Annotated in this window: 21 protein-coding genes; 9 read left to right on the forward strand and 12 right to left on the reverse strand. The window is 38.2% G+C overall.

Annotated features, from left to right (window positions below):
- The first annotated feature begins 10 nt into the window (after nucleotides 1-10).
- The 7 genes from G7Y57_RS00460 (at nucleotide 11) to G7Y57_RS00490 (ending at nucleotide 12,194) form a co-directional block, all read left to right on the forward strand.
- Nucleotides 11-1,567 carry a carboxypeptidase-like regulatory domain-containing protein gene (locus tag G7Y57_RS00460; protein ID WP_255491295.1) on the forward strand — a complete coding sequence of 519 codons (1,557 nt, stop codon included), beginning with the start codon at nucleotides 11-13 and terminating at the stop codon, nucleotides 1,565-1,567.
- A gap of 318 nt (nucleotides 1,568-1,885) precedes the next feature.
- Nucleotides 1,886-3,508, forward strand: a complete 1,623-nt coding sequence (locus tag G7Y57_RS00465) for a DUF6377 domain-containing protein (protein WP_165020210.1) — start codon at nucleotides 1,886-1,888, stop codon at nucleotides 3,506-3,508.
- A 282-nt stretch (nucleotides 3,509-3,790) separates the two neighbouring features.
- Nucleotides 3,791-6,796: a SusC/RagA family TonB-linked outer membrane protein gene (locus G7Y57_RS00470; RefSeq protein WP_165020211.1), complete on the forward strand. Its 3,006-nt coding sequence runs from the start codon at nucleotides 3,791-3,793 to the stop codon at nucleotides 6,794-6,796.
- Nucleotides 6,797-6,815: 19 nt separating this feature from the next.
- Nucleotides 6,816-8,507, forward strand: coding sequence for a RagB/SusD family nutrient uptake outer membrane protein (locus G7Y57_RS00475; RefSeq protein WP_165020212.1), 1,692 nt, complete (start codon nucleotides 6,816-6,818; stop codon nucleotides 8,505-8,507).
- A 127-nt stretch (nucleotides 8,508-8,634) separates the two neighbouring features.
- The gene (locus G7Y57_RS00480) at nucleotides 8,635-9,924 is read left to right on the forward strand and encodes a histidine-type phosphatase (RefSeq protein WP_410492627.1); all 1,290 of its coding nucleotides are present in this window, start codon (nucleotides 8,635-8,637) and stop codon (nucleotides 9,922-9,924) included.
- Nucleotides 9,925-10,093: 169 nt separating this feature from the next.
- The gene (hcp, locus tag G7Y57_RS00485) at nucleotides 10,094-11,728 is read left to right on the forward strand and encodes a hydroxylamine reductase (RefSeq protein WP_221412104.1); all 1,635 of its coding nucleotides are present in this window, start codon (nucleotides 10,094-10,096) and stop codon (nucleotides 11,726-11,728) included.
- 103 nt (nucleotides 11,729-11,831) lie between these two features.
- Entirely contained in the window at nucleotides 11,832-12,194 is a 363-nt protein-coding gene (locus G7Y57_RS00490) for a DUF488 domain-containing protein (RefSeq protein WP_165020856.1), read from the forward strand.
- Between the two features lie 2 nt (nucleotides 12,195-12,196).
- Here G7Y57_RS00490 and ccsA read toward each other — a convergent pair whose 3' ends face one another.
- From ccsA to G7Y57_RS00530, 8 genes are all read right to left on the reverse strand, one after another.
- Nucleotides 12,197-12,979 carry a cytochrome c biogenesis protein CcsA gene (gene ccsA / locus G7Y57_RS00495; RefSeq protein ID WP_165020215.1) on the reverse strand — a complete coding sequence of 261 codons (783 nt, stop codon included), beginning with the start codon at nucleotides 12,977-12,979 and terminating at the stop codon, nucleotides 12,197-12,199.
- Entirely contained in the window at nucleotides 12,966-14,228 is a 1,263-nt protein-coding gene (locus tag G7Y57_RS00500; RefSeq protein WP_255491296.1) for a cytochrome c biogenesis protein ResB, read from the reverse strand. The genes ccsA and G7Y57_RS00500 overlap by 14 nt, the downstream gene beginning before the upstream one ends.
- Before the next feature lie 71 nt (nucleotides 14,229-14,299).
- On the reverse strand, nucleotides 14,300-15,799 hold the full coding sequence (gene nrfA, locus G7Y57_RS00505; RefSeq protein ID WP_165020216.1) for an ammonia-forming cytochrome c nitrite reductase: 1,500 nt from the start codon (nucleotides 15,797-15,799) through the stop codon (nucleotides 14,300-14,302).
- 13 nt (nucleotides 15,800-15,812) lie between these two features.
- Nucleotides 15,813-16,400 (reverse strand): cytochrome c nitrite reductase small subunit, encoded by a 588-nt coding sequence (gene nrfH / locus G7Y57_RS00510; protein WP_165020217.1) that lies wholly within the window; start codon nucleotides 16,398-16,400, stop codon nucleotides 15,813-15,815.
- 168 nt (nucleotides 16,401-16,568) lie between these two features.
- Nucleotides 16,569-17,246: a Crp/Fnr family transcriptional regulator gene (locus G7Y57_RS00515; RefSeq protein WP_165020218.1), complete on the reverse strand. Its 678-nt coding sequence runs from the start codon at nucleotides 17,244-17,246 to the stop codon at nucleotides 16,569-16,571.
- A gap of 113 nt (nucleotides 17,247-17,359) precedes the next feature.
- Nucleotides 17,360-18,502, reverse strand: coding sequence for a galactokinase (galK, locus tag G7Y57_RS00520; protein WP_165020219.1), 1,143 nt, complete (start codon nucleotides 18,500-18,502; stop codon nucleotides 17,360-17,362).
- A 42-nt stretch (nucleotides 18,503-18,544) separates the two neighbouring features.
- A complete protein-coding gene (locus G7Y57_RS00525; RefSeq protein WP_165020220.1) occupies nucleotides 18,545-19,648 on the reverse strand; it encodes an aldose epimerase family protein in 1,104 nt (367 codons plus the stop codon).
- Between the two features lie 136 nt (nucleotides 19,649-19,784).
- Entirely contained in the window at nucleotides 19,785-20,312 is a 528-nt protein-coding gene (locus G7Y57_RS00530) for an NAD(P)H-dependent oxidoreductase (RefSeq protein ID WP_165020221.1), read from the reverse strand.
- A gap of 171 nt (nucleotides 20,313-20,483) precedes the next feature.
- Here G7Y57_RS00530 and G7Y57_RS00535 point away from each other — a divergent pair, with 171 nt between their 5' ends.
- A complete protein-coding gene (locus tag G7Y57_RS00535; protein WP_165020222.1) occupies nucleotides 20,484-20,840 on the forward strand; it encodes a winged helix-turn-helix transcriptional regulator in 357 nt (118 codons plus the stop codon).
- Nucleotides 20,841-20,928: 88 nt separating this feature from the next.
- On the opposite strand, the gene G7Y57_RS00540 is transcribed toward G7Y57_RS00535, so the two are convergent.
- From G7Y57_RS00540 to proS, 3 genes are read right to left on the reverse strand one after another with little or no spacing between them, the layout of a single operon-like run.
- Nucleotides 20,929-21,324 carry an L-rhamnose mutarotase gene (locus tag G7Y57_RS00540; RefSeq protein ID WP_165020223.1) on the reverse strand — a complete coding sequence of 132 codons (396 nt, stop codon included), beginning with the start codon at nucleotides 21,322-21,324 and terminating at the stop codon, nucleotides 20,929-20,931.
- Nucleotides 21,325-21,377: 53 nt separating this feature from the next.
- Nucleotides 21,378-22,514 carry an adenylyltransferase/cytidyltransferase family protein gene (locus tag G7Y57_RS00545; protein WP_165020224.1) on the reverse strand — a complete coding sequence of 379 codons (1,137 nt, stop codon included), beginning with the start codon at nucleotides 22,512-22,514 and terminating at the stop codon, nucleotides 21,378-21,380.
- A gap of 42 nt (nucleotides 22,515-22,556) precedes the next feature.
- Nucleotides 22,557-24,038: a proline--tRNA ligase gene (gene proS, locus G7Y57_RS00550; RefSeq protein ID WP_165020225.1), complete on the reverse strand. Its 1,482-nt coding sequence runs from the start codon at nucleotides 24,036-24,038 to the stop codon at nucleotides 22,557-22,559.
- A gap of 142 nt (nucleotides 24,039-24,180) precedes the next feature.
- Between proS and G7Y57_RS00555 the strand changes: the two genes are divergently transcribed.
- A complete protein-coding gene (locus tag G7Y57_RS00555; protein WP_165020226.1) occupies nucleotides 24,181-24,873 on the forward strand; it encodes a YjjG family noncanonical pyrimidine nucleotidase in 693 nt (230 codons plus the stop codon).
- 60 nt (nucleotides 24,874-24,933) lie between these two features.
- Here G7Y57_RS00555 and G7Y57_RS00560 read toward each other — a convergent pair whose 3' ends face one another.
- Nucleotides 24,934-25,431, reverse strand: coding sequence for a flavodoxin (locus G7Y57_RS00560; protein ID WP_165020227.1), 498 nt, complete (start codon nucleotides 25,429-25,431; stop codon nucleotides 24,934-24,936).
- Nucleotides 25,432-25,452 lie beyond the last annotated feature (21 nt).

The following is a 25,452-nucleotide window of genomic DNA, read 5'->3' on the forward strand; positions in this document are numbered from 1 at the left end:
ATATACCAGAATGAGACGAATGACGGGCGACATATTTCATCGTTTTATTGCCTGCTTTTTACTGTTTTTTACAGTAATGGCATTGCAGGCAGAAGATGGGAGTGTGTTGGATCGCAAAGTCCGGTTACCAAAAAGTAAAGACACAATTTATCGTTTGTTGAAGCAGGTATCTGATCAGTCAGGCTACCTGTTTGTTTATGATAGCCAGATTATAGATAACGATAAAGTAATGAAAATTCCGAAAGGAGAATATACCGTGCGCGATGCCATATATGCTATAACCGGAAACGAACGATTAAAGATATTGGTCGTAGGCAACCATATTTTACTACAATTGCCCGAAGAAAAGGAAACAAAAATACAGATTGCAGAAGATAAAATAATTGAACAAAGTAACTATTTTACTTTGGGGGGTATAATCTATGATCGTATATCGGAAGAACCATTGGCTTATACCTCTGTCGGAGTCAATAATACAACGATTGGAACTATCACCAATCAGGATGGAGAATTTAGATTAATATTACCTGATTCATTATTAAATCACTCAATAAAACTGACCAATGTAGGATATGAAAGTCAGGAGATCGAAATCTCTTTGTTGATTGATCAGCATGTGCGATTTTCTCTTGCGCCGAAAGTTATTCCTTTGCAGGAAGTAATTGTAAGAGCTGTAAATCCGGTAGACTTATTGAAGGAAATGTTGGCGAAGCGCGAACAGAATTATCCTTCGGAGCCTGTGTATATAACAGCTTTCTATAGAGAGGGTATAGACCTCAAGAAAAAAAATATTGATCTTACCGAAGCCGTCCTGAAAATTTACAAGACTGGTTATCCTCAAAGTGTCAAGTACGATCAGGTGAAAATGGTAAAGATGCGTAGAATTAAAAGTAAGCTGGATAGCGATACTATTTTCACCAGAATAAAATCGGGGATTAATTCTTGTTTGATGCTCGATATAGTGAAGGAGCTTCCCGATTTTCTTGATCCCGAAGGCAGGGGACAGTCTTTTGTTTATACTCATACGGATATTACAACAATAGATGGGCGCAGAGTGAATGTTATTTCTTTCGAGCAAAAAGATTACATTAAAGAATCCTTATATAAAGGGCAATTGTTTATTGACACCTACAATCAGGCTTTAATTGAAGCCCGATTCGAATTGCATCCCCGTTATATAGAAAAAGCCACAGAGCAGTTTATAGAACGAATAAACAAAGATCTCAAAATGACGCTTGAGCGTGCCAGTTATACCGTTTCATACAAACGCTCGGAGGATGGATTTGACTACATAAATCACATTCGCGGAGATTTAGAGTTCAAAGTCAGAAAGAAAAGAAGACTCTTTAGTGCACCTCTGCATCTTTGGTTTGAGATGGTAAATTGCAAGATGGAAAAGGAAAATGTAGTTGGATTTCCCCGTAATGAGCGTATTTCTCCTCTCAAAATATTCTCGGAAACCAAATACGAATACGATAAAAACTTTTGGGGGAATTTTAATGTCATAGTTCCCGAAGATAAGTTAAAAGAATTGATAATAAATAATCTGAATGAAGTGGCAGAATAATAAAAGACTAGACTTTTTTTGTTAACATAACGTGAGTTTGATATAAGTATCGTATAATTATGAGCTAAGCTGGCATCTATCTTTTTCTCATTGTCATCCCGATACGCAGTGAGGGATCTGTACTACTCCTCATTTCAGAATAATAGATCCCTCACTGCGTATCGGGATGACAAGGTTCTGCTAAAGATTTTACTAGTTATTACTCCTATCCTTATATCGAACTTACGTTAACACAATACCTTCTCATTATCTTCTCTGTAAATATTTGATTGTATTTACTTATTCTTTATCTTGCCGAAAGAAACGCTTTAATACCAAATGAAAAAGAAATTACTGACCTTACTCTTACTTTTTTCAACATTATCTTCTTTTGGCACAAATGTTCAGTTGGATTCTTTATTGAATGTGCTGGACATTACAATAAAGGAACGTCCTGAATACAGCAAAATAAAAGAACTACGGATCGATAGTTTAAAAACACAATTGACTAAAATTACAGATTTAGAGCAGCGTTATATCATTTATCAAAACCTGTTTAGCGAATACCGGAACTATAATATGGACTCGGCATTATGGGTTGCAAACGAAAGGCTCGCAATCTCACAGAAGCTAAATAGCCAGAAATATATATATTCGTCGCAAATGAATATTGCTGAAATAATGGGTATTATGGGTATGTACAAAGAAGCTCTCGATATTATGAATGCGATAGATAGAGATCAATTAGACAGTAAGCAAGAGTCATACTATTTGCATATCTACCACTCGATATATACAGTAATGTATCAAAATTCTTTTTCGAAAAAGGAGAAAGATGCATATAAGCAATTGATATATCAATATAAGGATTCATCTCTTCTCATAAAAGATCCCGGATCGCTATCTTATCACCTTATCAGAAATGGGATACTTATCGAGCAAGGACGGTACGATGAGGCTCTGGATGTAATGTTGAGGTGTTATAAAGAGCATGCCGACAACGAAGCATCGGTGGGAATAATAGCTTATGGCCTTTCCGAGATATATAATAAAAAGGGCGATAAAGAAAAGGAAAAACAATACTTAATAATCTCGGCAATTTCAGATCTCAGAAGAGGCGTGAAAGAATATATAGCACTGCACAAACTGGCTATATTGCTGTATCAGGAAGGTTCGGTCGACAGAGCATATACATACATTAAATGCTCGATAGAAGATGCTACTTTTTGCAAAGCCCGGTTCCGGACACTAGAGATGTCTGAGACCTTGCCTATCATAGCTGTGGCATACGATAAGAAAGTGCAGCACGAGAAAGATAATCTGATCAAATACTTGGTTCTTATATCGATCCTTTCGGTGGTATTGGCAGTTAGTATTATATATATTTATAAGCAATTGAAGAAACTTTCGACAGCCAGAAAGTCTATCGACAAGATGTATAACGATGTGAAAGCGTTGAATGAAGAATTGAACGAATTAAATAAAAAACTCTCGGAGTCGAATCTGGTTAAAGAAGAATATATTGGATCTATATTCAATCTGTGTTCGACCTATATCGACAAGATGGAAGCTTACAGAATCAATATAAATAGAAAAATAAAATCGGGGCAAGTAGATGAGGCATCTAAGATGACCAGTTCTACTTCGTTGGTTTCGGACGAACTGAAGGAATTTTTCCGCAATTTCGATGCAATATTTTTAAATATATACCCCAACTTTGTAGATCAATTTAATTCACTTCTGGTAGATGGGGAGCAAATCTTACCAAAAGCCGGAGATATCCTTACTCCCGAACTTCGTGTTTTTGCACTCGTAAGACTAGGTATCAGCGATAGCAGTAAAATTGCAAGCTTTCTTCATTATTCGCCGCAGACAGTCTATAACTATAAACTAAAAGTCAGAAATAAACTAAACATCTCTAAAGAAGAATTTGCAATTGCAATACAGCAAATAGGGAAATAAGCCCTAGTGAAATTCTCCTAATCAGATTAATTTAATCTACTTTTTTCACTTTTTGTAATTTGGCATAACAGTCTAATAATATGATTATTATGATGTTTTCGTGTCTCTTTTAAATCTACTTGTACATTCTACCGGACTATACAAATTTAAGTAATGACTTATAGATTTGTATATGTCAACTCATAATACCGTGGAGAATGTGAAATGCTTCCAACCTTAACGTTAACACCTTAAACATTCCCATGTGAAATGAGAATTATCTAACTTTAAATTTAATAATCTATGGAATTAAAATCTTTTATTTCCCCAAAGAGCAAGCAGAAAATACTCTTACTACTATTAGTGGGAGTGTTTGCACTATTCGATTTATCTGCTCAGAATTCCGGTACACTTAAAATAACCGGTCAGGTAATAGATACATCAACAAATGAAACTGTTATCGGAGCTACTGTGAAAATAAAAAATACGACTACAGGAACGATCACTGACGATGAAGGACGATTCGAGCTTAATGCTCCGGCTAATGCGACTTTAGTCGTTTCGTTTATAGGATACAAATCGACCGAAGTTCCCGTTGGTAGTAAAACCCATCTTTCTATCCTTTTGGATGAAGATGTCGAACTATTAAACGAAGTTGTTGTCATCGGTTACGGGCAGGTTAAAAAAGGGGATACAACAGGATCATTAACCACAATAACTCCTGACCAACTAAACAAAGGAAATCAACTGACCGCCGAAGATGCCTTGATAGGTAAGATGGCAGGTGTAAACGTGATTCCGGGTACAGGAGCCCCCGGCGACGAAGGTACTATCCGTATTCGTATGGGAGCCTCTTTGTCTGCTGATAATGATCCGCTTATGGTGATTGATGGAATACCTGTACACAATACATCTATCAGTGCAATCAATCCCAATGATATTGCTACATTCACTGTGCTGAAAGATGCGTCTGCAACAGCAATCTACGGGTCGCGGGCATCGAATGGTGTAATTATTATCACTACAAAGAAAGGCAATGCGAACGGAGGAAAACCAAAAGTAAATTACAGTGCTAATTTCTCGGTAAGCGAGGTTATGGAATATTTGGATGTGTTGTCGACCGATGAGTTTCGCGATACGTTCAATAAATTCTCGGGAGCGCCCGATTCTTTCAAGTTAGGGGATGCTTCTACCGATTGGCAAAAAGAAATATATCGTAATGCATTAGGTACAGATCACAATCTGTCGGTAACGGGAGCAACTTTAAATGTGCCTTACCGTGTATCAGTAGGATATGCCAACCAGAATGGTATTATTCGTGAAAACAATTATGAGCGTTACAACTTAGGACTAGGTATATCCCCTCAATTTTTCGATAAACACCTAACCTTTGATATAAATCTAAAAAGTAGTCTTGAAAATAATAAATCGGTTTCGACTTTTGAAAATAATAAATTGATTTCGACTGGTGTTATTGCTGCCGCTGCAGGTTTTGACCCGACACGCCCTGTATATCAAAAAAATCCGAATGATATTGGATTGGGTTATTTTACATGGATGACAAGTGGAACATCTACGCCTATTTCCCTTGCGCCAAGCAATCCTGTTGCCGACCTGAAACTGAGCGACAGGCTGAATAAAATAAAACGTCATATAGGAAATATAGCTGCAAACTACAAAATACATGGATTTGAGGATTTAGTATTGAATGTAAATGCCGGATTTGATATAAAAAGTAATGATTATACCGAAATAGTTCCTCAAAATGCTCCTTCTATGTGGACATCAAACTTGCAGGACGGAACCGGATTAGATTACTTTACTACTGCTGAAAACAGGAATTATCTTCTTGATTTTTATGCGAATTATAATAAGGATTTTGGTACCAAACATCATTTCGATGCAATGGCCGGTTATGGCTGGCAACGTTTTTGGTACAAGAATACTGGTCGTACACACGATACAGAAGGGAATGAAATTAAACTACCTACGGGTGATGAGGCTGAGTTGTTTCTACTTTCATTCTTTGGTCGTTTAAATTATTCTTATGCTCAAAAATTATTACTCACAGCAACTTTACGTTCGGATGCCTCATCCCGATTTGCAAAAGAGAAGCGTTGGGGATATTTTCCTTCCGTAGCATTAGCATATAGAATGAGTGAAGAAGGATTTATGAAAGATATTAAAGCTCTGTCGGATCTGAAACTAAGATTAAGTTATGGTCAGACCGGTCAGCAGGATATCGGTACATATTATCAACATCTAGGTACTTATTCTACATCATACGATAATTCGCGCTATCAGTTCGGAAACGAATGGATTACTCTTTATCGTCCGAATGGCTATGATCCTCTCATCAAATGGGAAACAACCAGTACATATAATGTCGGAGTCGATTATGGTTTTCTCAATAATCGTATTTATGGTAGTATCGATGCCTATAAACGTTATACAAAGGATTTGTTGAATAATATATTCGTTCCTGCGGGGAGTAATTTTACGAATATCATAGATACAAATATTGGTGATATGGAGAGTCAGGGAGTTGAGTTTGCGATATCTGCGATCCCTTTCAAAACTAAAGATTGGGAATGGAGTGTAAGCGGTAACTTCACATGGAATACATCTGAAATCACAAAGCTGAATACAATCGATACCGATAATAATTATATGAAGACAGGTAGCGCCGGCGGTACCGGTAAATATCTTCAAATAAATAAAGTAGATGAAACACCAAATACATTCTTCCTTTTGCAACAAGCATATGGTGACGATGGAAAACCGCTGGATGGCAAATATGTTGCTAAAGATGGTTCGATAACCAGCAGCGAAGAAGACGCAAATAAATATGTAACGGGTAAAAGTTCGAGAGTGCCTTATTTCTATGGGTTATCTACTAAACTACTCTATAAACAATGGGATTTCGGTATGAACGGACATGGAAGCTTTGGTAATTATGTATACAATTATCAGGCAGCTAGTGAATCGTTTGCCTCGCTTTACAGTGCGAATGGAGTTTCTTCGAACATAATGAGATCGACACTTGAATCCGGTTTTACGCAAGAACGCCTTTATACAGACTATTTCTTAGAAAAAGGGAACTTCTTCAAGCTGGATAATATCACACTGGGATATTCATTAAATAAACTATGGAATACATCCTCTACTATGCGGATGGCATTCAGTGTTCAGAATGTATGTATAATTACTAATTATTCAGGTATCGACCCTGAAGTATATTCGGGTATTGACAGGAACGTATATCAACGTCCTAGAATGTATACACTTAGCTTGAATCTAAATTTTTAATTGAAGGAGAACTTAATATATGAAAACTAATATTTTAAAATATATATCAGCCGCAGTATTATCGGTGTTCCTATTTTCATCTTGTCTTGACGATCTGAATAGCGTTCCTTTAGATAAGAATGTCTTGGTAGGAGAAGAAGTTTATAGTACAGCCAGCGGTTATCGTGGAGTAATAGCCAAATGCTATGCCTCGCTGATACAAACAGGGCAACAAGGTGGTGACGGAGGAAATGGAGATGTAAATGGCATAGACGAAGGTTATAGCGGTTACACCAGAGCTCTGTTCTATCTCCAGGAAGCATCTACAGATGAGATAGCATTACATGCAGGTAGCGGGCACGGAACATTTGCTATGCTGTTTATGAATTGGGATTCGTCGACCAAAGTGGTTAGTTATCCATACTACCGTTTGTATATGTCGATCAGCTATTGCAACGAGTTCTTGCGCGAATGTACCGAGGATAAATTAAGAAGCAGAGGTGTCTATGATGAATTGAAAGATGAATTTGAATCTTATCGTGCCGAAGCCCGTTTTATACGTGCTTACTGTTATAGTATGATCTGCGACCTTTACGGTTCCGGTCCTTTCATCGATGAGACAATGGTATTATCTACTATTCCTCATCAAAAATCGAGAGAAGAGATTTATAATTTTGTAGTATCCGAAGCTGAAACAGTGGCTCTCGAGCTTAAAGCTCCCGGTGCTAACCAGTATGGTCGTGTAGATAGAGTTGCAGCATGGTTTTTATTAGCCCGTGTATATCTGAATTCAGAGGTTTGGGTAGGAAAGAAAGAGTATGAAAAGGCTTACCAATATTCGAAGAAGGTTGTATTAGAAGGATTTTATCCATTGGCATCTGACTATCGTAACATATTCTTAGCCGACAATAATACATGTACCGAGATAATATGGCCTTTGGTTCAGGATGCGACCAATGCACAAAGCAGCGCCGGTACAAACTTCTTAATTAAGGCCTTGGTGAATGGACCGATGAATGATTATTATAAAACAGGTATAGGTAGTAGAGGATGGGGGAATGCCCGTGTGAAAACTCAGTTGGTAGACATGTTTGACTTATCCGATCAGACTTTTGATCCGTTGGATACTTGGGGCGATAAAAAGAAAGACAAACGTGCACAATTCTTTACGATTGAGCACACCAAAGAAACATGGGTTGCAGGTAAAGAATTCCAGAAAGATTTTGCTAATGGCTATGCTTGTATCAAGTGGAGAAATGTAACAAAAGATCGTAAAGAGTTAGCCGAAAACGGTACCGTTTATTCATCGATCGACTATCCTATGTTCCGCACGGCAGATGCATATCTGATGGCAGCCGAGAGTATATTGCGAGGAGCAAGCGGTACAAAAGAAGAAGCATTGAATTATGTAAATGAGGTTCGCGACAGAGCATACTTGTCAGGAAATTATGGTAGTGCAGCATCAGGAAGAATAAAAACGGCTGAACTTACATTAGACTTTATCCTCGATGAACGTGCACGTGAATTACATACCGAGTTGACACGCCGCACAGACCTTATTCGTTTCAATAAATATACGAAGAATTATAATTGGGACTGGAAAGGTAGTGATGGAGCAGCAAATAACTATATAGGTAAAGATGTAGACGATAAGTATAATCTGTTTCCGATTCCTCAGGATGAATTTACGGTAAATCCTTATTTGACTCAAAACCCTAATTACACCAAATAAAGAGATATAAAGAATACACACTGTGAGATTTAATAAGCGCGCGTGATGCGTCCTTTTTATGTGGAGAAGGCTGCCTTCGATTACAAATTGTAAGGCAGCTTTTATTATTTGTTAAGTGAATATATTAATGAAAAGACTAAATATGAAGAATTTCTGTTTCCTTTTTTTCTTCTTGTTTTTGAGCTTTTGTCCTGTATTTGGGCAAACATCAAAACAAGAAATGTTCGATACTCCCGAAAAAACAGGAGGTGTTTATTACGCCTATCCTGAAAATTATCGCATAGTTCAGACACCTGTTCCAAAGGGCTATGAACCTTTCTATATAAGCCATTTTGGCCGTCATGGCTCGCGTTATTTGATAAACGATGAGGATTATAAGTGGGTACTCGATCTTTTAGCCGATGCTAAAAAAAATCAGGCACTAACTCCATTGGGCGAAGATGCGTACAATCGACTGGCAGAGGTATGGATAGAAGCCGAAGGGCATGGCGGTGACCTGTCTCCTCTGGGCGTGCGTCAACATCGCGATATTGCCGAACGTATGTATAAAGCATATCCGCAAGTGTTTAGCAATAATGTCGAGATTTCGGCTCGTTCGACTGTGGTTATTCGCTGTGTACTTAGTATGGATGCCTTTTGCGAACGTTTGAAAGAGATCAACCCAACGCTGAATATTACCCGTGAGGCTAGTAATAAATATATGAATTATCTCAATTACCATACAGAGGAGGCGATGGCATTCACTTCCAGAAAAGGACCATGGTATGAGGAATATCGTAAATTTGAAGAAAGCCATACACGTCCCGATCGATTAATATCCTCTTTGTTTTCAGATACTACATATATAAAAAAGAAGGTAAATCCTGCACCTTTGATGTGGGCTTTTTACTGGATTGCAAGCGATATGCAGAATATGGAGACGGACTTATCGTTTTATGATTTGTTTGAGAAAGAAGAACTGTTCGACCTATGGGAAGTTGTAAACTACCGTCTATATGTATGTGATGCAACCTCTGCTTTAAATGGCGGAATTATGATGGAAAATTCGAAGCCCGTACTTAAAAATATACTGGATAGTGCTAACGAAATCATATCGATAAAAGGCAAAGGTGCAACTCTGCGTTTTGCTCACGATGGCAACATAATTCCGTTAGCGGCAATATTACATTTGCAGGATTGTTATGCCAGTATATCCGAACCGTCGGATTTTTATAAAGTATGGAGCAATTTCAAAATGGCTCCTATGGCTGGAAACATCCAAATTGTATTTTTCCAAAAGAAAGGATCTGATGATGTCCTTGTAAAATTCTTATTGAATGAGAAAGAAATACTTATACCTCCTGTAAACAGTGATGTATTACCTTATTACCATTGGAAAGATGTAGAAGCTTTCTACAAGTCGCTATTGGCTGAATAGTAGCTGCAATGTGAAGTATTGATATCAAAATAAGACTTAAGGCATCGTATTCTCATCGGAGGGTACGATGCCTTTGTATTTATTTCTATATGTGTAACAAGTGGTACAGATTTGGGTTGAACGAAGGGGCTAACTTTGCCTTAAACCTAAAAATAGAATTGTTATGAGTATGTTTTGTTATCAATGTCAGGAAACAGCAAAAGGGACAGGTTGTACCTTAATGGGCGTTTGTGGGAAGACTCCGGAAGTGTCGGATATTCAAGATTTATTATTATTTGTAGCGAGAGGTATTGCCGTTTATAACGATAAATTGAGAGAACAGGGAAAATCATCTAAAGAAGCTGATAAATTCGTTGTAGATGCAATGTTTATGAGCATTACGAATGCAAATTTTGATTTTGAAGCTATCAAAAATAAAGTAAAAGAAGGCTTATTGCTAAAAAGTAGATTGGCAGGAGTATTGGGTAATGTTGATTCTAATTTGCCCGATGAGTGTACTTGGAGTGGCAGCGAATCCGAATTTATGGAAAAAGCCAAAGAAGTAGGGGTGTTACGTACTAAAGATGAGGATATACGTTCATTGAAGGAATTGACTCACTATGGCTTGAAAGGAATGGCTGCTTATGCAGAACATGCTTATAATCTCGATAAAGTAGACAATGAGTTATACTCTTTTATGCAAAGGGCTTTGGTTCAGATCACCAGAGAAGATATAACCGTAGATGAGTTGGTTGCGCTGGCTCTCGAAACAGGCAAATATGGTGTTCAGGCTATGGCATTACTAGATGCTGCCAATACTGGAAGATTCGGTAATCCGGAGATAACGGAAGTGAATATCGGAGTAGGCAGCAAACCGGGAATACTTATCAGCGGACACGACTTAAGAGATATCGAAGAACTCTTACAACAAACTGAAGGAACAGGCGTAGATGTCTATACACACAGTGAAATGCTTCCGGCACATTATTATCCGGAATTGAAAAAATATAAACACCTTGTAGGTAACTATGGTGGTGCATGGTGGCAACAAAAAGAAGATTTTGATGCATTCAACGGGCCGATATTGTTTACTACAAACTGTATCGTTCCTCCATCCAAGAATGCAAGCTATAAAGGACGTATTTTTACTACAGGAGCAGCCGGACTTGATGGTGCAATACACATCGCGGAGCGTCAGGATGGTAAACCAAAAGATTTTTCTGAAATTATTGCTATGGCAAAAGAAAGCCAAACCCCACGTGAGATTGAGACAGGAACGATTGTAGGAGGATTTGCTCACGCACAAGTACTTGCCTTAGCAGACAAAGTGGTAGATGCTGTGAAATCGGGTGCTATCCGTAAATTTTTCGTAATGGCGGGTTGCGATGGGCGCATGAAGAGTCGTGATTACTATGCCGATTTTGCAAAAGCATTGCCTGACGATACTATTATTCTTACTGCCGGTTGTGCGAAGTATCGTTACAATAAACTGCCATTGGGAGATATAGGTGGTATTCCGCGTGTATTGGATGCCGGTCAGTGTAATGATAGTTATTCGCTTGCTGTAATTGCACTTAAGCTGAAAGAGGTATTCGGACTCGATGATATTAATGATCTGCCTATTGCTTTCAATATTGCATGGTATGAACAAAAGGCTGTGATTGTTTTATTGGCATTGTTACATTTGGGAGTGAAAAATATTCATTTAGGACCGACTCTACCCGGATTTTTATCACCTAATGTAGCTAAGGTTCTGGTTGATAACTTTGGAATTGGCGGAATATCTACAGTAGAAGAAGATATCGAAATGTTTTTAGCAAACTAAGAATATTATTTCATTTTTCAAATAGTCTCAATCCTGTAAGGGGTTGAGACTATTTGCTTTAAACTAAATGTGATAGTATTTTGTTATACTTAAAAACCATTAGATAATGAAAATACAACTGAAAAGAGTCTACGATGATTTTGATGAAAATGATGGTTACAGAGTTCTCGTCGACCGGCTCTGGCCACGAGGTATAAGCAAGGCTCGCTTACATTACGATCTTTGGGCAAAAGATATTACCCCATCATCGAAACTTCGCATCTGGGTTCATGAAGATATGGAAGGTAGATGGGACGATTTTGCCATGGCTTATCGAAAAGAATTAAGTCAATCTTCGGCAGTACACAAATTTACAGAACAGATAAAGCAATACGATAAGGTAACATTGCTATATGCTTCGAGAGAGACAAAGCATAATCACGCAATTATACTAAAAGGGTATTTAGAAAAACTATTGTCTGAATAATTTTAAGAATATACATGTATACTTCCCTGTGCAGCAGGTAGGTAATTGACACCAATCCACGTAATCATAAGCAGAACAAATGCAATCGGCAGCATCCATACGGTGAACTTCTGATGATTGTTTTGCAGGCGCATATGTATATAGATGAGGTAGGCGGCAGAAGTGATAAATGCCCACGTTTCTTTCGGATCCCACGACCAGTAATGCCCCCATGCTTCTTTTGCCCAAACTGCACCCATCAGCATACCCAGAATAAGAAATCCGAAGCCGACATAAACAATGTTATCCATAAATTTATACAACTCTTCGTCGGGGCTACCTTTCTTTATTTTTGTCAGTTGGATAAACGCTGCTATCGTTGCTGCTCCCAACATTGCATATGATAAAATATATACAGTAACATGGGGCACAAACCAGTAGCTTTGCAGTGCAGGCATCAGGTTTGTAGAATGGATTTCCGGTTTAAAAATGTTGACACAAACGAATACACAGGCTATTACACCACTAAAGGACAAGAGCCATTTATATTTCCAGTGTTTGTATGTCAAAAAACCAATTGTAGACAAGAAAAACGAATACCACAAGCGAGTCTCTCCCATTGTACGAAGTGGCGGACGTTCTTGTCCGATCCATAGCCCGACAATGAAGGCAGCAAATATAGCTATGCCCGCAATCATCAAGATATCGATAATGATCTGTTTCTTTACTTTATATATTAATGCGGCGGCAGCTAACCAGCAAATCATAGCAGGTATAGCAAACCATAGGTATTCACTCCAAGTCATTTTCTTTCTTTGTTTTTTTGTTGCCCGACCACAACAGGCATATCGAGCCTATTGCTAATAATATAATGCCTAAGTAAACAGGGTATATCCACGGATCGTATACTAATTCCATACTACTGTAATTCGACATTTTTCCTGCTTGATTATCATACCCATATTGATAAATAACCCAATTGTCAATTTTTAGCGGCTTGTTTACTTCGAGTATCGCTTTTTCTTCTTTTCCGTCTTCGGTGAATACATCGATATCCGATACAAATCGTTTCGGTTCTGGTTGAGTCATCACCACACAGAAAGTCGAATCGAGATTGAGGGTCATATATAATTGAGCTGTATTGCCACAACACACCCATCCTGTGGACATTTCACCTGTTGTTTTATTGGTCGCTTTTACCAGTGCAGCGGGAGATGCTCCCGGCATGTGAACTTCCTGATATGTGCTATCGCTATTGCGTACGGCATCATGTATATATTTCTCGAGAGTTATGTCCCATTGGTCTATATTGCCATGCGGTCTCTTTTCGTCAATCTGGACATACTCAGGTTTAGCTTCCGGCTGAGGTGTTCCCGACTCTCTGTTTATAACAGCTAGTTTCGGTGGATATTCTTCCATATAGAAATCGTTGAGCTGGATAGCTATCGGCAGTTCCAGCACATCCTCATTGTCGCTGAATACACGCCATTCTACTTCTCCTTCGTACACGTGCATTACGTAGCGTTTCATATCGGCAGAACCGAGTCCGGCAGCAAAGAGAAGAATCCACAATCCGATGTGGTTCATGTAAAAAGCATAATCTTTTTTCTTAAAAGCAACTAGTCGTCGTGCAATCAATGATCCTAAAGAAAGCAACGTTAGGAAATAGACTAGAACAAAAGACCATGACGAGGTTACTTGCCGAAAACCGAGTTGTGTGAATATATCATTATCGTGCGGATTCGTTTTTATTAATTGAGGAGTAAGCCCCAGGATCAATGCCAGCAGAAGCATAGCTGTAATCAGTGTTACGGAAAAGGGAACTCCCGAAAACCATTGATAGAAAACATTTTTTCGTTTGAACGAAAAGGCAATTAAGAATAAAATGATCGCCGCTCCCACTATTAAGTTGACAGGTGAGCTAAGCAGGAAAAAATTAAATTTCCCTACTGTTAATTGTAATATGAAACCAATGACAATTATTCCTCCGACAAGGGCGATGCTCTCTTTGTATCGCCACGGGAATTGCCACATCTTTCGTTTGTTATCTTCCATCTATTTATGTAATAAAAAAGTGTCTGAAGAATTTAAGCATCAGACACTTCTTCGTGTTATATTTCTATGATTTATAGATTTGCTGTTAAACGTCCTTCTTTCTTCGCTTTTTCCAGCCATTGAGGAGCAACGGTTTTCAGCCATTTTTCTTTCTTTTCCTTCTTGTCTTTCATGTCAAGACCGATAAATTGTTGAGCTTTGTCTTTGCTTGATATGTCGGGCATTTTTACATCCATAATACCATGAGCGAACAATACACGTTGTAGTTCAAGTTGTGCTTGTAAGCTTTTGTCCAGACTATGTGCAAGAATACGTTGAGTTTCAACAGGAGCATGGAAAGAAGCTCCGTGCGAAGCAACGGCAAAATCCCAACGCCATTGTGCCTGACGGATCAGTTTGAGCGATGCATCCATTTCTTTTTGGTTAGCACCGTTATCCCATGCCGTTTTAGCCATGATGTGTGCCTTCGATAATTCTTGTTCTATACGATCACGTATTTCGAGAGCCTTGTCTTGGTATTCGTATACATAGTTTCTCAATTTATCTTCGCTATCATGATGACATGTTTGGCATGTGTTTGCTATATTTTTGAGTGGACTCATAATCTGATGATTCGAATATTTTATACCACCTTCGGCCATATATGGCATATGGCAGTCGGCACATGAAAGTCCGCGTTGTGCATGAGGTCCTAATAAGAATAACTCATAATCGGGATGCTGTGCTTTTAGCATTGGCGCTTTACTCAGTGCATGCGTCCAGTCCGAGAATCCGATATTATCATAATATTCTTCCATTGCTTCTACGGTCATACCTCCATCCCAAGGAAAAGTAAGATATTTACCTTCGCCCTGAAACGAATATTCTACATGGCATTGCGCACAAACTAACGCTCTCATTTCTTGTGGAGATGCTTGTGTTATATCTTTTCCCTGACGTTCGAATGCTTCGACAAGAGCAGGGCGTGTGATTGTTAGATTCATTGTTACGGGATCGTGGCAATCGGCACAACCTATCGGGTTCACTATTTCGCTACCCCATTCGCTCCACTTTGCTTTGTAGAAATTCTCAATACCTACCTCGTGCATCATGCGTGGTACATCGGGACTTTTACATGTCCAGCAAGTTCCCGGTTGCATTTCGCCTTCTCCATTTTCGGGAGATCCTGTACGCAATGTATTGGTCATATCTTCAATAGCATGCATGTGCCCTCTGGGTGCTGTATATTCTTGCGAGAAAGCATATCCCGCCCATAGTACTACCATTTGCGGACGGCTTTCCAATACGTCTTGTGGAGCATTACCTAAATGCTTGCTTCGGAAATCCATTTCCTGTGTCTTTTTCCATGTATTGTATTCCCGTGGATAATTGACTCCCCATTGTTCGCTGTGAGGATTGATACCCGATATATCAATCTTCTTGTTGTTGAACAGAGTTGCTATCTCTGCCCTGCGTTCGGTTATAGATGCAGCTAACAAGCCCAATAAAAAAACACCTGCCATAACGACGGCAAATATACCCCAACCGATCATTGGTTTTCTTTTTATTGTTTCAGTCAATTTTTTTAGCATACCGGTATGTATTTTAATTGTTATTTTTTTTCATTTTATTTTTTAGCCACTCTGGTACAGGCGAAGCAGGAAGTGGGACAATGGCATTTGGCGATGACGACAGGCTACTCACTTTTGTATGTGGTACTTGTGTGTGACAATCCCAACATGCTTTTCCCTTGCCTTCCTGAACTTGTACGTAATCTATCATCCCTGTTTTTACAAATTCTGTATTGAGTTGAGTATGACAGCGAATACAGTTATTCATAATTACTTCGTAGCTTTCGTCACGTGGTCTTATTACCTGAGGTTCGCCTTTCATCGTGAAAACAGCGGCGTGATATAAACCGTCTTTCGCTTTGAAGGCATATTTCGATATCACATTGTCATGCGGTACGTGACAATCGTTGCAGGTTGCCCATTGTGCATGCGAACTGTGATTCCACGATTGATAATAAGGAGTCATTATATGGCAGTTGATACAGGCTGCCGGATCGTCGGACAGATATGAGTAGGCTCTCGACATATATACGCTATATACTCCAAGTCCGGCAATTACACCACCTGCAATAAGAAAAGGTAGTATAAACTGATTAGGGATATGCTTGAAAATATTTATCATCGATGTATTCCTATTGATATTTAGTTGGTTAACTCAGTAGATGCGCTTTACTCTCAAAGGTTAACTGAAAAGCGTATTCTACAAATATAGAATACTTTTTATATCTAAACACAAATTAACTAAAATTAAACGTGTAAAAGTGTAACATATGTTACACTTTTGAGTAATTCAAGAAAAATGAATCAATTGAATGAGGGCATTCTTATTTTTAATCTGTATACTTTTCTTCTCAACTACAATCAATCCGTCTTCTTGCATATTATGAAGCTCACGGGCAAGCGATGGACGCGATACCCCAAAATATTCAGCAAGGGAACTTTGGCTTTTGTCCATAATAATGGTATCGCTATTATTGTTTTTATGTAAAGATAAAATGTGCATCGCCAACTTTTGTCGGATTGTGCGGAACGACATGAGATGAAGCTTCTCCGTTATAAGGGTAGCATAGTTGGCAGAAATGTCTAAATAGTTTTTCAGGAATTGTTCATTAAGGCTTAATGCCTTCAATATGGATTGCTTTGATATAACAAATGCAGTCACATCTTCGCGGGCAGTGACCTGAACGGGAAATCTGTTTTTGTCACCAAAAATGAAAAGAATAGCAAGGGGATTAGGGGCATGAATGTCTTCGACTTTAACGACCTTACCGGATGGATCTGTCATTTCAGCTTTCACACTACCCTTTGATAGAATAATTAATCGGTTGCATGGCTCATCCTGCAATGCAAGAATATTACCTTTGCTGAAAATCATTTCTTTAGCATTGGCTTTGAGTAATACCTCTTCGATTTCTGTTTCCTGCATCGAATTGAAAAGCCTGCATTTAGATATATTTTTCGTGTCCATTTTATTATTCTTTTTTATAAAAGTAAAGATATTTATTGTTCCTGCAATCTATTTCAATGGAAAAAGGTTGTGAGACTATCACAACCTTTTCGATATAAGTAAGTATTTAATTATTATAATTTTCTTGCACCATCTTTGATGACTACATCATAAACTTTAGGTTTGATTCTGAATTTTTGTTCGTAGCTTTCTGTTGCACGGGCAATAAATGCGTCGTGTAATTCGTCTTTCACCAGATTGATAGTACAGCCGCCAAAGCCACCACCCATAACACGAGATCCTGTAACACCACATTGACGTGCAATATCGTTTAAGAAATCAAGTTCTTCACAACTTACTTCGTATTTACGGCTAAGCCCTATATGTGTTTCATACATTTTCTTACCCACTGTTTCATAATCGCCTTTCTTCAATGCCTCGCAAGCATCCAATAAGCGTTGTATTTCTTCTATTACGAATTCAGCTCTGATATAATCCTCTGCACTCACCTCGTTGGCTACCTCTTTCAACATATCCAAAGTTGCATCACGTAGAAATTCTACTTCAGGGTGATATTTACGGATATAAGAAGCCGCATTTTCGCACGATTCACGGCGTTTGTTGTAAGCAGAAGAAGCCAGTTCGTGAGCTACGCATGTATTCAATAATACCAAACGGTAGCCTTTAGGATTGAACGGTACATATTCATATTCCAACGAGCGGCAATCTAAACGGATAAGCGAACCTTCTTTACCAAAGCATGAAGCAAACTGATCCATGATTCCACATTTTACACCTACATAATTGTGTTCTGTTGCCTGTCCTATTTTTGCTAACTCGAAGCGGTCGAAGCCTAGATTGTAGATGTCATTCAAAGCGAAGCCAAAGCAACTTTCCAAAGCCGCAGACGACGACATTCCCGCGCCTAATGGCACATCTCCTGCAAATACAGTATCGAAGCCACCTATTTTCGCACCTCTTTTCATCATTTCGTGGCAGACACCGAAGATATATTTACCCCATTGTTTGATTGGAATATCATCCAGACCGAATTCGTCCATTTCGGATAAGTCCATCGCATAGGCTCTAATTCTATCAGGAGTTCCATTTGGTTTGATGATACAATACATTGCTTTATCAATCGCCCCCGGCAGTACAAATCCTCCGTTATAGTCAGTGTGCTCACCGATCAGATTGATACGACCCGGAGATGTGTATATTTCTCCTTCTGTTTTGTAGAGTTCCTTGAATTTTTCTTTAAGTGCGTTTAATTCCATGATTTTCAGGTTTTTTATTTTTATATAAGGTAATGTAATATCTTATTTTACTTTAAATTTATAAATACATGTCTGGGTATATATCTCTCCCGGATTAAGTCGGCTGGATGGAAAGTTCGGTTGATTCGGTGTGTCGGGAAACTTTTGTACTTCGAGAGCTATCGATTCTCTTCTGTTATGTGTTTTTCCATATTTACCTTTAGTTTTTCCGTCGAACCAATTGCTTGAATAGAATTGTATACCGGGTTGATCTGTCCACACTTCCATCACGCGTCCGCTGTTAGGTTCGTAAACTGTGGCTGCCCACTCGGTATCTTTTTCTGTTTTCTTATTTATGACCCAGCTATGATCATATCCAGCCCCATTTTTAAGTTGAAGATCATCGTTGTCTATTCTTTCACCAATAACAGTAGGTATTCTGAAATCGAAAGGTGTTCCTTCTACCGAAGGCATTTCACCGGTCGGAATACACACTTCATCGATTGGTATTGTCCTGTCGGCATTAATGGTAAGAATGCTATCCATCGCCGTTCCATTACCTTCTCCTTTCAGATTGAAATATGAATGGTGCGAGAAATTTACATGAGTCGGCTTATCGGTCGTAGCCTCGTATGTAATTTTAAATTCGTTATCAGGGGTAAGTGTGTAAATCATCTTTATGTTAAGCGTGCCTGGGAATCCTTCATCACCATCAGGCGATATATAGGATAACTCTATTTCGTTTTTACTCACATTATCCACATCCCATACCACACTGTCAACTCCTTTGAGTCCTCCATGTAAACAATTGGGTCCATTATTCTGAGGAAGTGTATATGTAACTCCGTCTATATCGAATTTTCCGTTAGCAATGCGGTTGGCATAACGCCCGACTACTGTTCCGAGAAAACGCTCACCCGTATTGTTTAGATATCGGTCGATACTTTCATAGCCAAGAACCACATCTTCGTATTCTCCATTTTTATCGGGAGCCCACAGCGAAACAACTCTACCACCAAAGTTTGTTACTTGCATGATAAGACCATTTCCGGAATCTAGTGTGTAAATCGAGACAGGCTTATTGTCGACAGTTGCGTCAAAGTCTTTAACATCGAATAAATGTATTTTTTCTTGCAGACTCATAGATTTAGATTTTAAAGTTTGCATAAAAATACAATTTAATCGAATTGAAAGATGGTAAAAAAGTAAAAAAAAAGCTATGAATGTCTAATTGTTATTTTATAATTGATTTTTCTTTATAATAGACAGTTGTCTTCTGCATATACTTTTCTGTTTGACCAGATTATATATTCATAAGAAAATGAATATAATTCTGTGCACTATTCTCAAGGGCATCCGAGTGGGGTGCGTTATGAGTGTCGTGCAACACAAAATGACCTCTGTAATCTGATTTAGTATAGCGTGTCGTTGTTTTAAAAGGTAGAATAAGCTCTTCGATTGTAACTTTCCATTCCTTATCTTTTTGTAAATCTTCCTCTCTGATTCCAGCAGAAATAGCCAATGCTATTTTCTTGCCTTTCATCTTATTTCCTTTAGAGCCGTAAGCCCAGCCGTATGTGAAAGTATCATCCAGCCATTTTTTTAAAAGAGGTGGGCAGTTGAACCAATATAAAGGATATTGAAGAATTAGCGTATCATGTTCTTCAATTAGCTTTTGTTCTTTTTCGATGTCAATTTTTCCATCTGGATACATACTGTATATATTATGTACAGTAAATTGTTCAGGATATTTTTTCAGCTCTTCTACCCATCGTTTATTTATTACTGACTTTTCGATATCGGGATGACTTACAATTACAAGTTTTTTCATAAACTATCTTCTTTTGTTTCTAATTTAAATGTTTCTAATATCTTCTAAGTACAAAGTTAATACTGCTGAATATCGTTTGCAATAAGGGGCTTTTTTATCCCTAGGTGATAATTTTGTCACTATCTTCGTACATTATTATAATGCATTTTTCAGAAAATTCGTCGAGTGATTATGTATGAACGAAAAATACCTTTAGATTTTGATTGTGGAATTAGTATAGCTATGGAAGTTATCTTCTCTAAGTGGAAATTTTGTATACTTATAGAAATAAATAGAGGTATCACAAGGCCTAAAGACTTAGTAGGATCTGTTGAGGGCATAACCAAGAGGGTGTTGCATCAGCAACTAAAGCAATTGGAATTCTATAAAATAGTAGAGAGGACTACTTATGCTGAAGTACCTCTGAGAGTAGAGTATTCGCTGACAGAAGAAGGGAAAAGAGTATTGCCTATTCTTGATGATATTAATAAATGGGGGTTGGATTTTGCTCCCAAATTTAAAGAAATAACAAATTCTTGCAATGGATAAATGGAGGTGGAGCGATTTCGATTAAAGGTAAAAGAAAGCGAGAGAATTGTCGAATATTCTTATGGATTGTAAACTACAGTTGAACCAGTTATTGTTTTAACGCTTCAACCAAGGAAAAAACTCGTTCAATTAGTACCCATTTTTCTTCAGAGCGTTGTCCCTCTGTCGCTTTTTGGAATTTACCAATAAAAGCTTCCCATTCAGCTTGTCGTTCATAAGTGGCTAAACGCCCGAAGGCTTCATCCCAATCGAAGTCTAATGGAGTCTCAACAATCATAAAGGATATATTGTCAATCAGGTAGATTTCCATATCGAGGATTCCTGCTTTTTGGATACCTAATGGGATTTCTTTCCATATGTTTTTGCTGTTGTGCCAATACTTATATTCTTCTATTGTTTCGGGTACAATACGCAGCATTTGACAGTAGCGTTTTGTTGTAACGGGCAGGTTTCTTTTATAACCTTCTTTTAGGTTGTTCTCCATAGGGATGAGTTGTTTGAAAAAGCACATTGTTGTGTGTCAATGTGCTTTTATAATTAATCTCGTCTTATTCTGATTTGTATAGCATTTTTGATTGGCTTCTCACTTACAAAAATAAGATAACCACCACCTCCTGCACCGCTCATTTTCCATCCTAGAGCCTGACTTTTATATTGATCCAATATTTCCAGAATGTCGGATGAGACCATATTTGGGTACATGGCTATTTGGGCTTCGAAACTTTCTGTCATAGCTTTCCCAAAAGCGGATAAGTCCTGATCCTTTATTGCTTTCCAGCTACTGTCGGCAGCTTCGCTGAGCTTCTTTGCACTCTCAATGGTTATATGCGTGTTTGATAGCACATCATAATCATCATGGCGAGGGTATAGAGGTATTAACCATAGATGTTTCTCTATCCAATCCAAAATATTATTGTCTAAAATACTTTCTATTTTAGAAGGCCAAAAGTCTCCGTCGTAAAACAATCTGTTCAATCCTGGCATTGTGATTCCAATCGAATCCTGCGATCCACTGATATATTTAGTACCGGGAGGATTCTCGTAGCAGAAAAGAGTTTTAGCTAGCTTTTCTTTGTCACCTGCAGGTATATCTACATGCCATAACTCAATCGCCTTTTTTCTCGAACTGGTAGACATACCACTTCGGTCATTAAAATCATAATCGGGTTCTATACATATTGTCAAAACCGGTCCGCTGTATAAAGAGCTGACATTCGGCTGGTCGAGCCATCCTCCGGCTAGATCCAATCGGTAAGGAATTTTACATTCTTCGCGCAAAGCAGTTGTAGAACGGATAGGTAAACCTTCGTGTGGAATTCGTTGGCTAACGATATACTCTATTCCCAGTTCTTTGCATAAATTCTCCTTAACAGAACTATGTCCATCTGAATTTACGAAGAATATATCGGGCTTCAAAGCTTTTAATTCGTCTAAAAAGTCCATGATACCGCTACCTCTATTGATCCAAGCATCCTTAACCATTCTAAGTGCTTTGATCATATAAAGTCTCTCATCTTCGTTGTTGATGGTTTTGCGGGATTTGAGTTCATTGATTGTCTTATCAGAACCTATTCCTACATATAAATCTCCATGTGTTGCCGCTTCTTCGAAGAAAGCAACATGACCACTGTGGAGCATATCGTAACAACCACTAACAAATATCTTTTTCTTCATACCTATGGTTTTGAGGTCGATTTCTTTTTGTCAGATATATAATTAATACGCTCTTGCGAAAGCAACTCGTTGAGCAGAAGGTTTTCCTGTGACCATGCACACTCCCGGAGTGTTATCTCCTTCTAAAGGGATACAACGGATAGTTGCTTTGGTTTCTGTTTTTATTTGTTCTTCGGTCTCGGGAGTCCCATCCCAATGAGCCATAATAAAACCACCATCTTCTATTTTTATTTTAAACTCATCGTAAGTTTCTACAGTAGTAGTATTTGAAGCGCGATAATCGAATGCTTTTTTATAAATATTTGATTGAATATCATCCAAAAGGTTCTTGATATATGTATCGATATTATCGCACGACACTGTTTCTTTTGTCAATGTGTCACGGCGAGCTACTTCTACGGTATTGCTTTCTAAATCGCGACCACCCATAGCCAGACGTACAGGAACACCTTTCAATTCGTATTCCGCAAATTTCCATCCTGGTTTTCTATTGTCAGCATTGTCGTATTTGACACTGATTCCAAGAGCTTTGAGCGATTTTACAATGCCATCTACTTTTTCATTTATTAATGCCAGTTGTTCGTCTCCCTTATATATAGGAACGATTACAACCTGAAATGGAGCCAGTTTTGGAGGAAGTACCAAGCCATTATCATCGGAATGAGCCATAATGAGTGCGCCTATCAAGCGAGTCGAAACTCCCCATGATGTAGCCCATACATATTCCATTTTTCCATCTTTATCTGCAAATTTCACGTCAAATGCTTTAGCAAAGTTTTGACCTAAGAAATGCGAAGTACCCGATTGTAGTGCTTTTCCATCCTGCATCAATGCTTCGATAGTGTATGTTTCTACAGCTCCGGCAAAACGTTCCGATGCCGATTTTACACCTTTAACAACAGGCATTGCCATATATTCTTCAGCAAACTGAGCATATACTTCGAGCATCTTGCGAGCTTCTATTTCCGCTTCGTCTTTGGTTGCATGAGCCGTGTGCCCTTCTTGCCAAAGGAACTCGGCAGTACGAAGAAACAGACGTGTACGCATTTCCCAACGAACAACATTGGCCCATTGGTTACACAAAATAGGAAGGTCTCTGTAAGATTGAATCCAGTTGCGATATGTATTCCAAATAATAGTTTCGGATGTCGGGCGAACAATCAGTTCTTCTTCCAGTTTTGCTTCAGGATCTACAATTACACCCGATCCATCAGGGTTATTCTTCAGACGGTAGTGGGTTACTACTGCGCACTCTTTAGCGAAACCTTCTACGTGATCAGCCTCTTTACTCAAAAAAGATTTGGGTATAAAAAGCGGAAAATAAGCATTCACATGACCTGTTTCTTTAAACATGTCATCCAGCTGACGTTGCATTTTTTCCCATATAGCATAGCCATACGGTTTGATAACCATACATCCACGTACAGCAGAGTTTTCTGCCATATCTGCTTTTATCACTAAATCTTGATACCACTGACTATAGTCTTGACTTCTTGAAGTCAGTTGTTTGAGTTCTTTTGCCATATTATTTTGTAAGCGAATTTATTTTTCGAGAAAATTATCACAAAGTTAGTAAAAATCACTTAATCAAAGAGCATATCAGAAAATCAATTAACTAAGGAGTATTTTATATCTTTGTTCTTCTTTTTTCAATATTATATACAAAATGAAATATACGACTATTTTTTTCGATTTAGACGATACACTTTGGGATACGGTAAATAATAACACTGAAAGTCTTGAGGATATTTATAATGATTATAAGATAAACAAATATTATCCGACTTTTTCCGATTTTTATAACGTTTATTCTCCTAATACAAATAAACTTTGGGCAATGTATAGTAAAGGCGAAATAGATAAGCCGACATTGCTTCGCGAGCGCTTTTTGTATCCTTTTCGATCTTTTAGCGATGTGACAGAGGAAATGTCTTCTGAAATGAATGCTGACTTTTTAAATAGGGTGCAGTTTAAGAAAGGTACAGTTGCCGGAGCAATAGAATTGCTTGATTATTTGAAGTCCAAATATAGGCTGCATATTATTTCTAATGGTTTTACTGAAATACAATATACTAAAATGAAAAGTGCAGGCTTGAACCCTTATTTTGATAAGGTTATTTTATCTGATGGAGTAGGGGTAAATAAACCTCATCCCGATATTTTCAATTTTGCATTGAAAGAAGCAGGTGTAAATCCTCAAGATGTGATAATGATAGGTGATAATCTACAGACGGATATAATAGGTGCCATGAATAGTAAAATAGATCAGGTGTGGTTTAACCCCAATGATGAAATAAGTGGATCCGTTGAGCCTACCTATGTCGTGAAAAACTTATTAGAGATAAAATCTATCTTATAAACAGCAGAGGCAGATAATCGAAATTATCTGCCTCTGTTATTAATTGTCAGACTAAAAATATTAGCCGATTTGTTTTTTTAGGTTTTCTACCCAAGCTGCAAGGCGAGAGTCTGTTTGGTCGTATTCGTTGTCCTCGTCTAGTGCAAGTCCGATAAATTTACCATCGATTACAGCATCCGACTCGTCGAAAGTGTAACCATCTGTTGGCACAGAACCAATAATTTCTACTTTTCCTTTCAATGCTTTATAAAGATAATACATTGCTCCGGCAAAGCTGGTAGAGAAAGACGCACTGTCTCCTAAACTGAACATGGCTACTTTCTTTCCGGCGAAGTTCATTTTCTCAAACTTAGGTAAGAAAATATCCCAGTCGTCTTGAAGGTCACCAACACCTGTAGTGGATGCGCCTAACACAAGGAAGTCAAAATCTTGGATATCTTCTACTGAAATATCAGCGACATTAAAAAGAGTAGCGTTGTCGAATAAAGCTTGTATTTTTTCTGCTACCGCCTCAGTGGCTCCGGTAGATGAACCGTAAACTATTGCAATTTTGCTCATAATTACTTAATTAATTAATTA

The organism is Dysgonomonas sp. ZJ279 (genome assembly GCF_011039205.1).
In the GTDB taxonomy this organism is placed as follows: Bacteria; Bacteroidota; Bacteroidia; order Bacteroidales; family Dysgonomonadaceae; genus Dysgonomonas.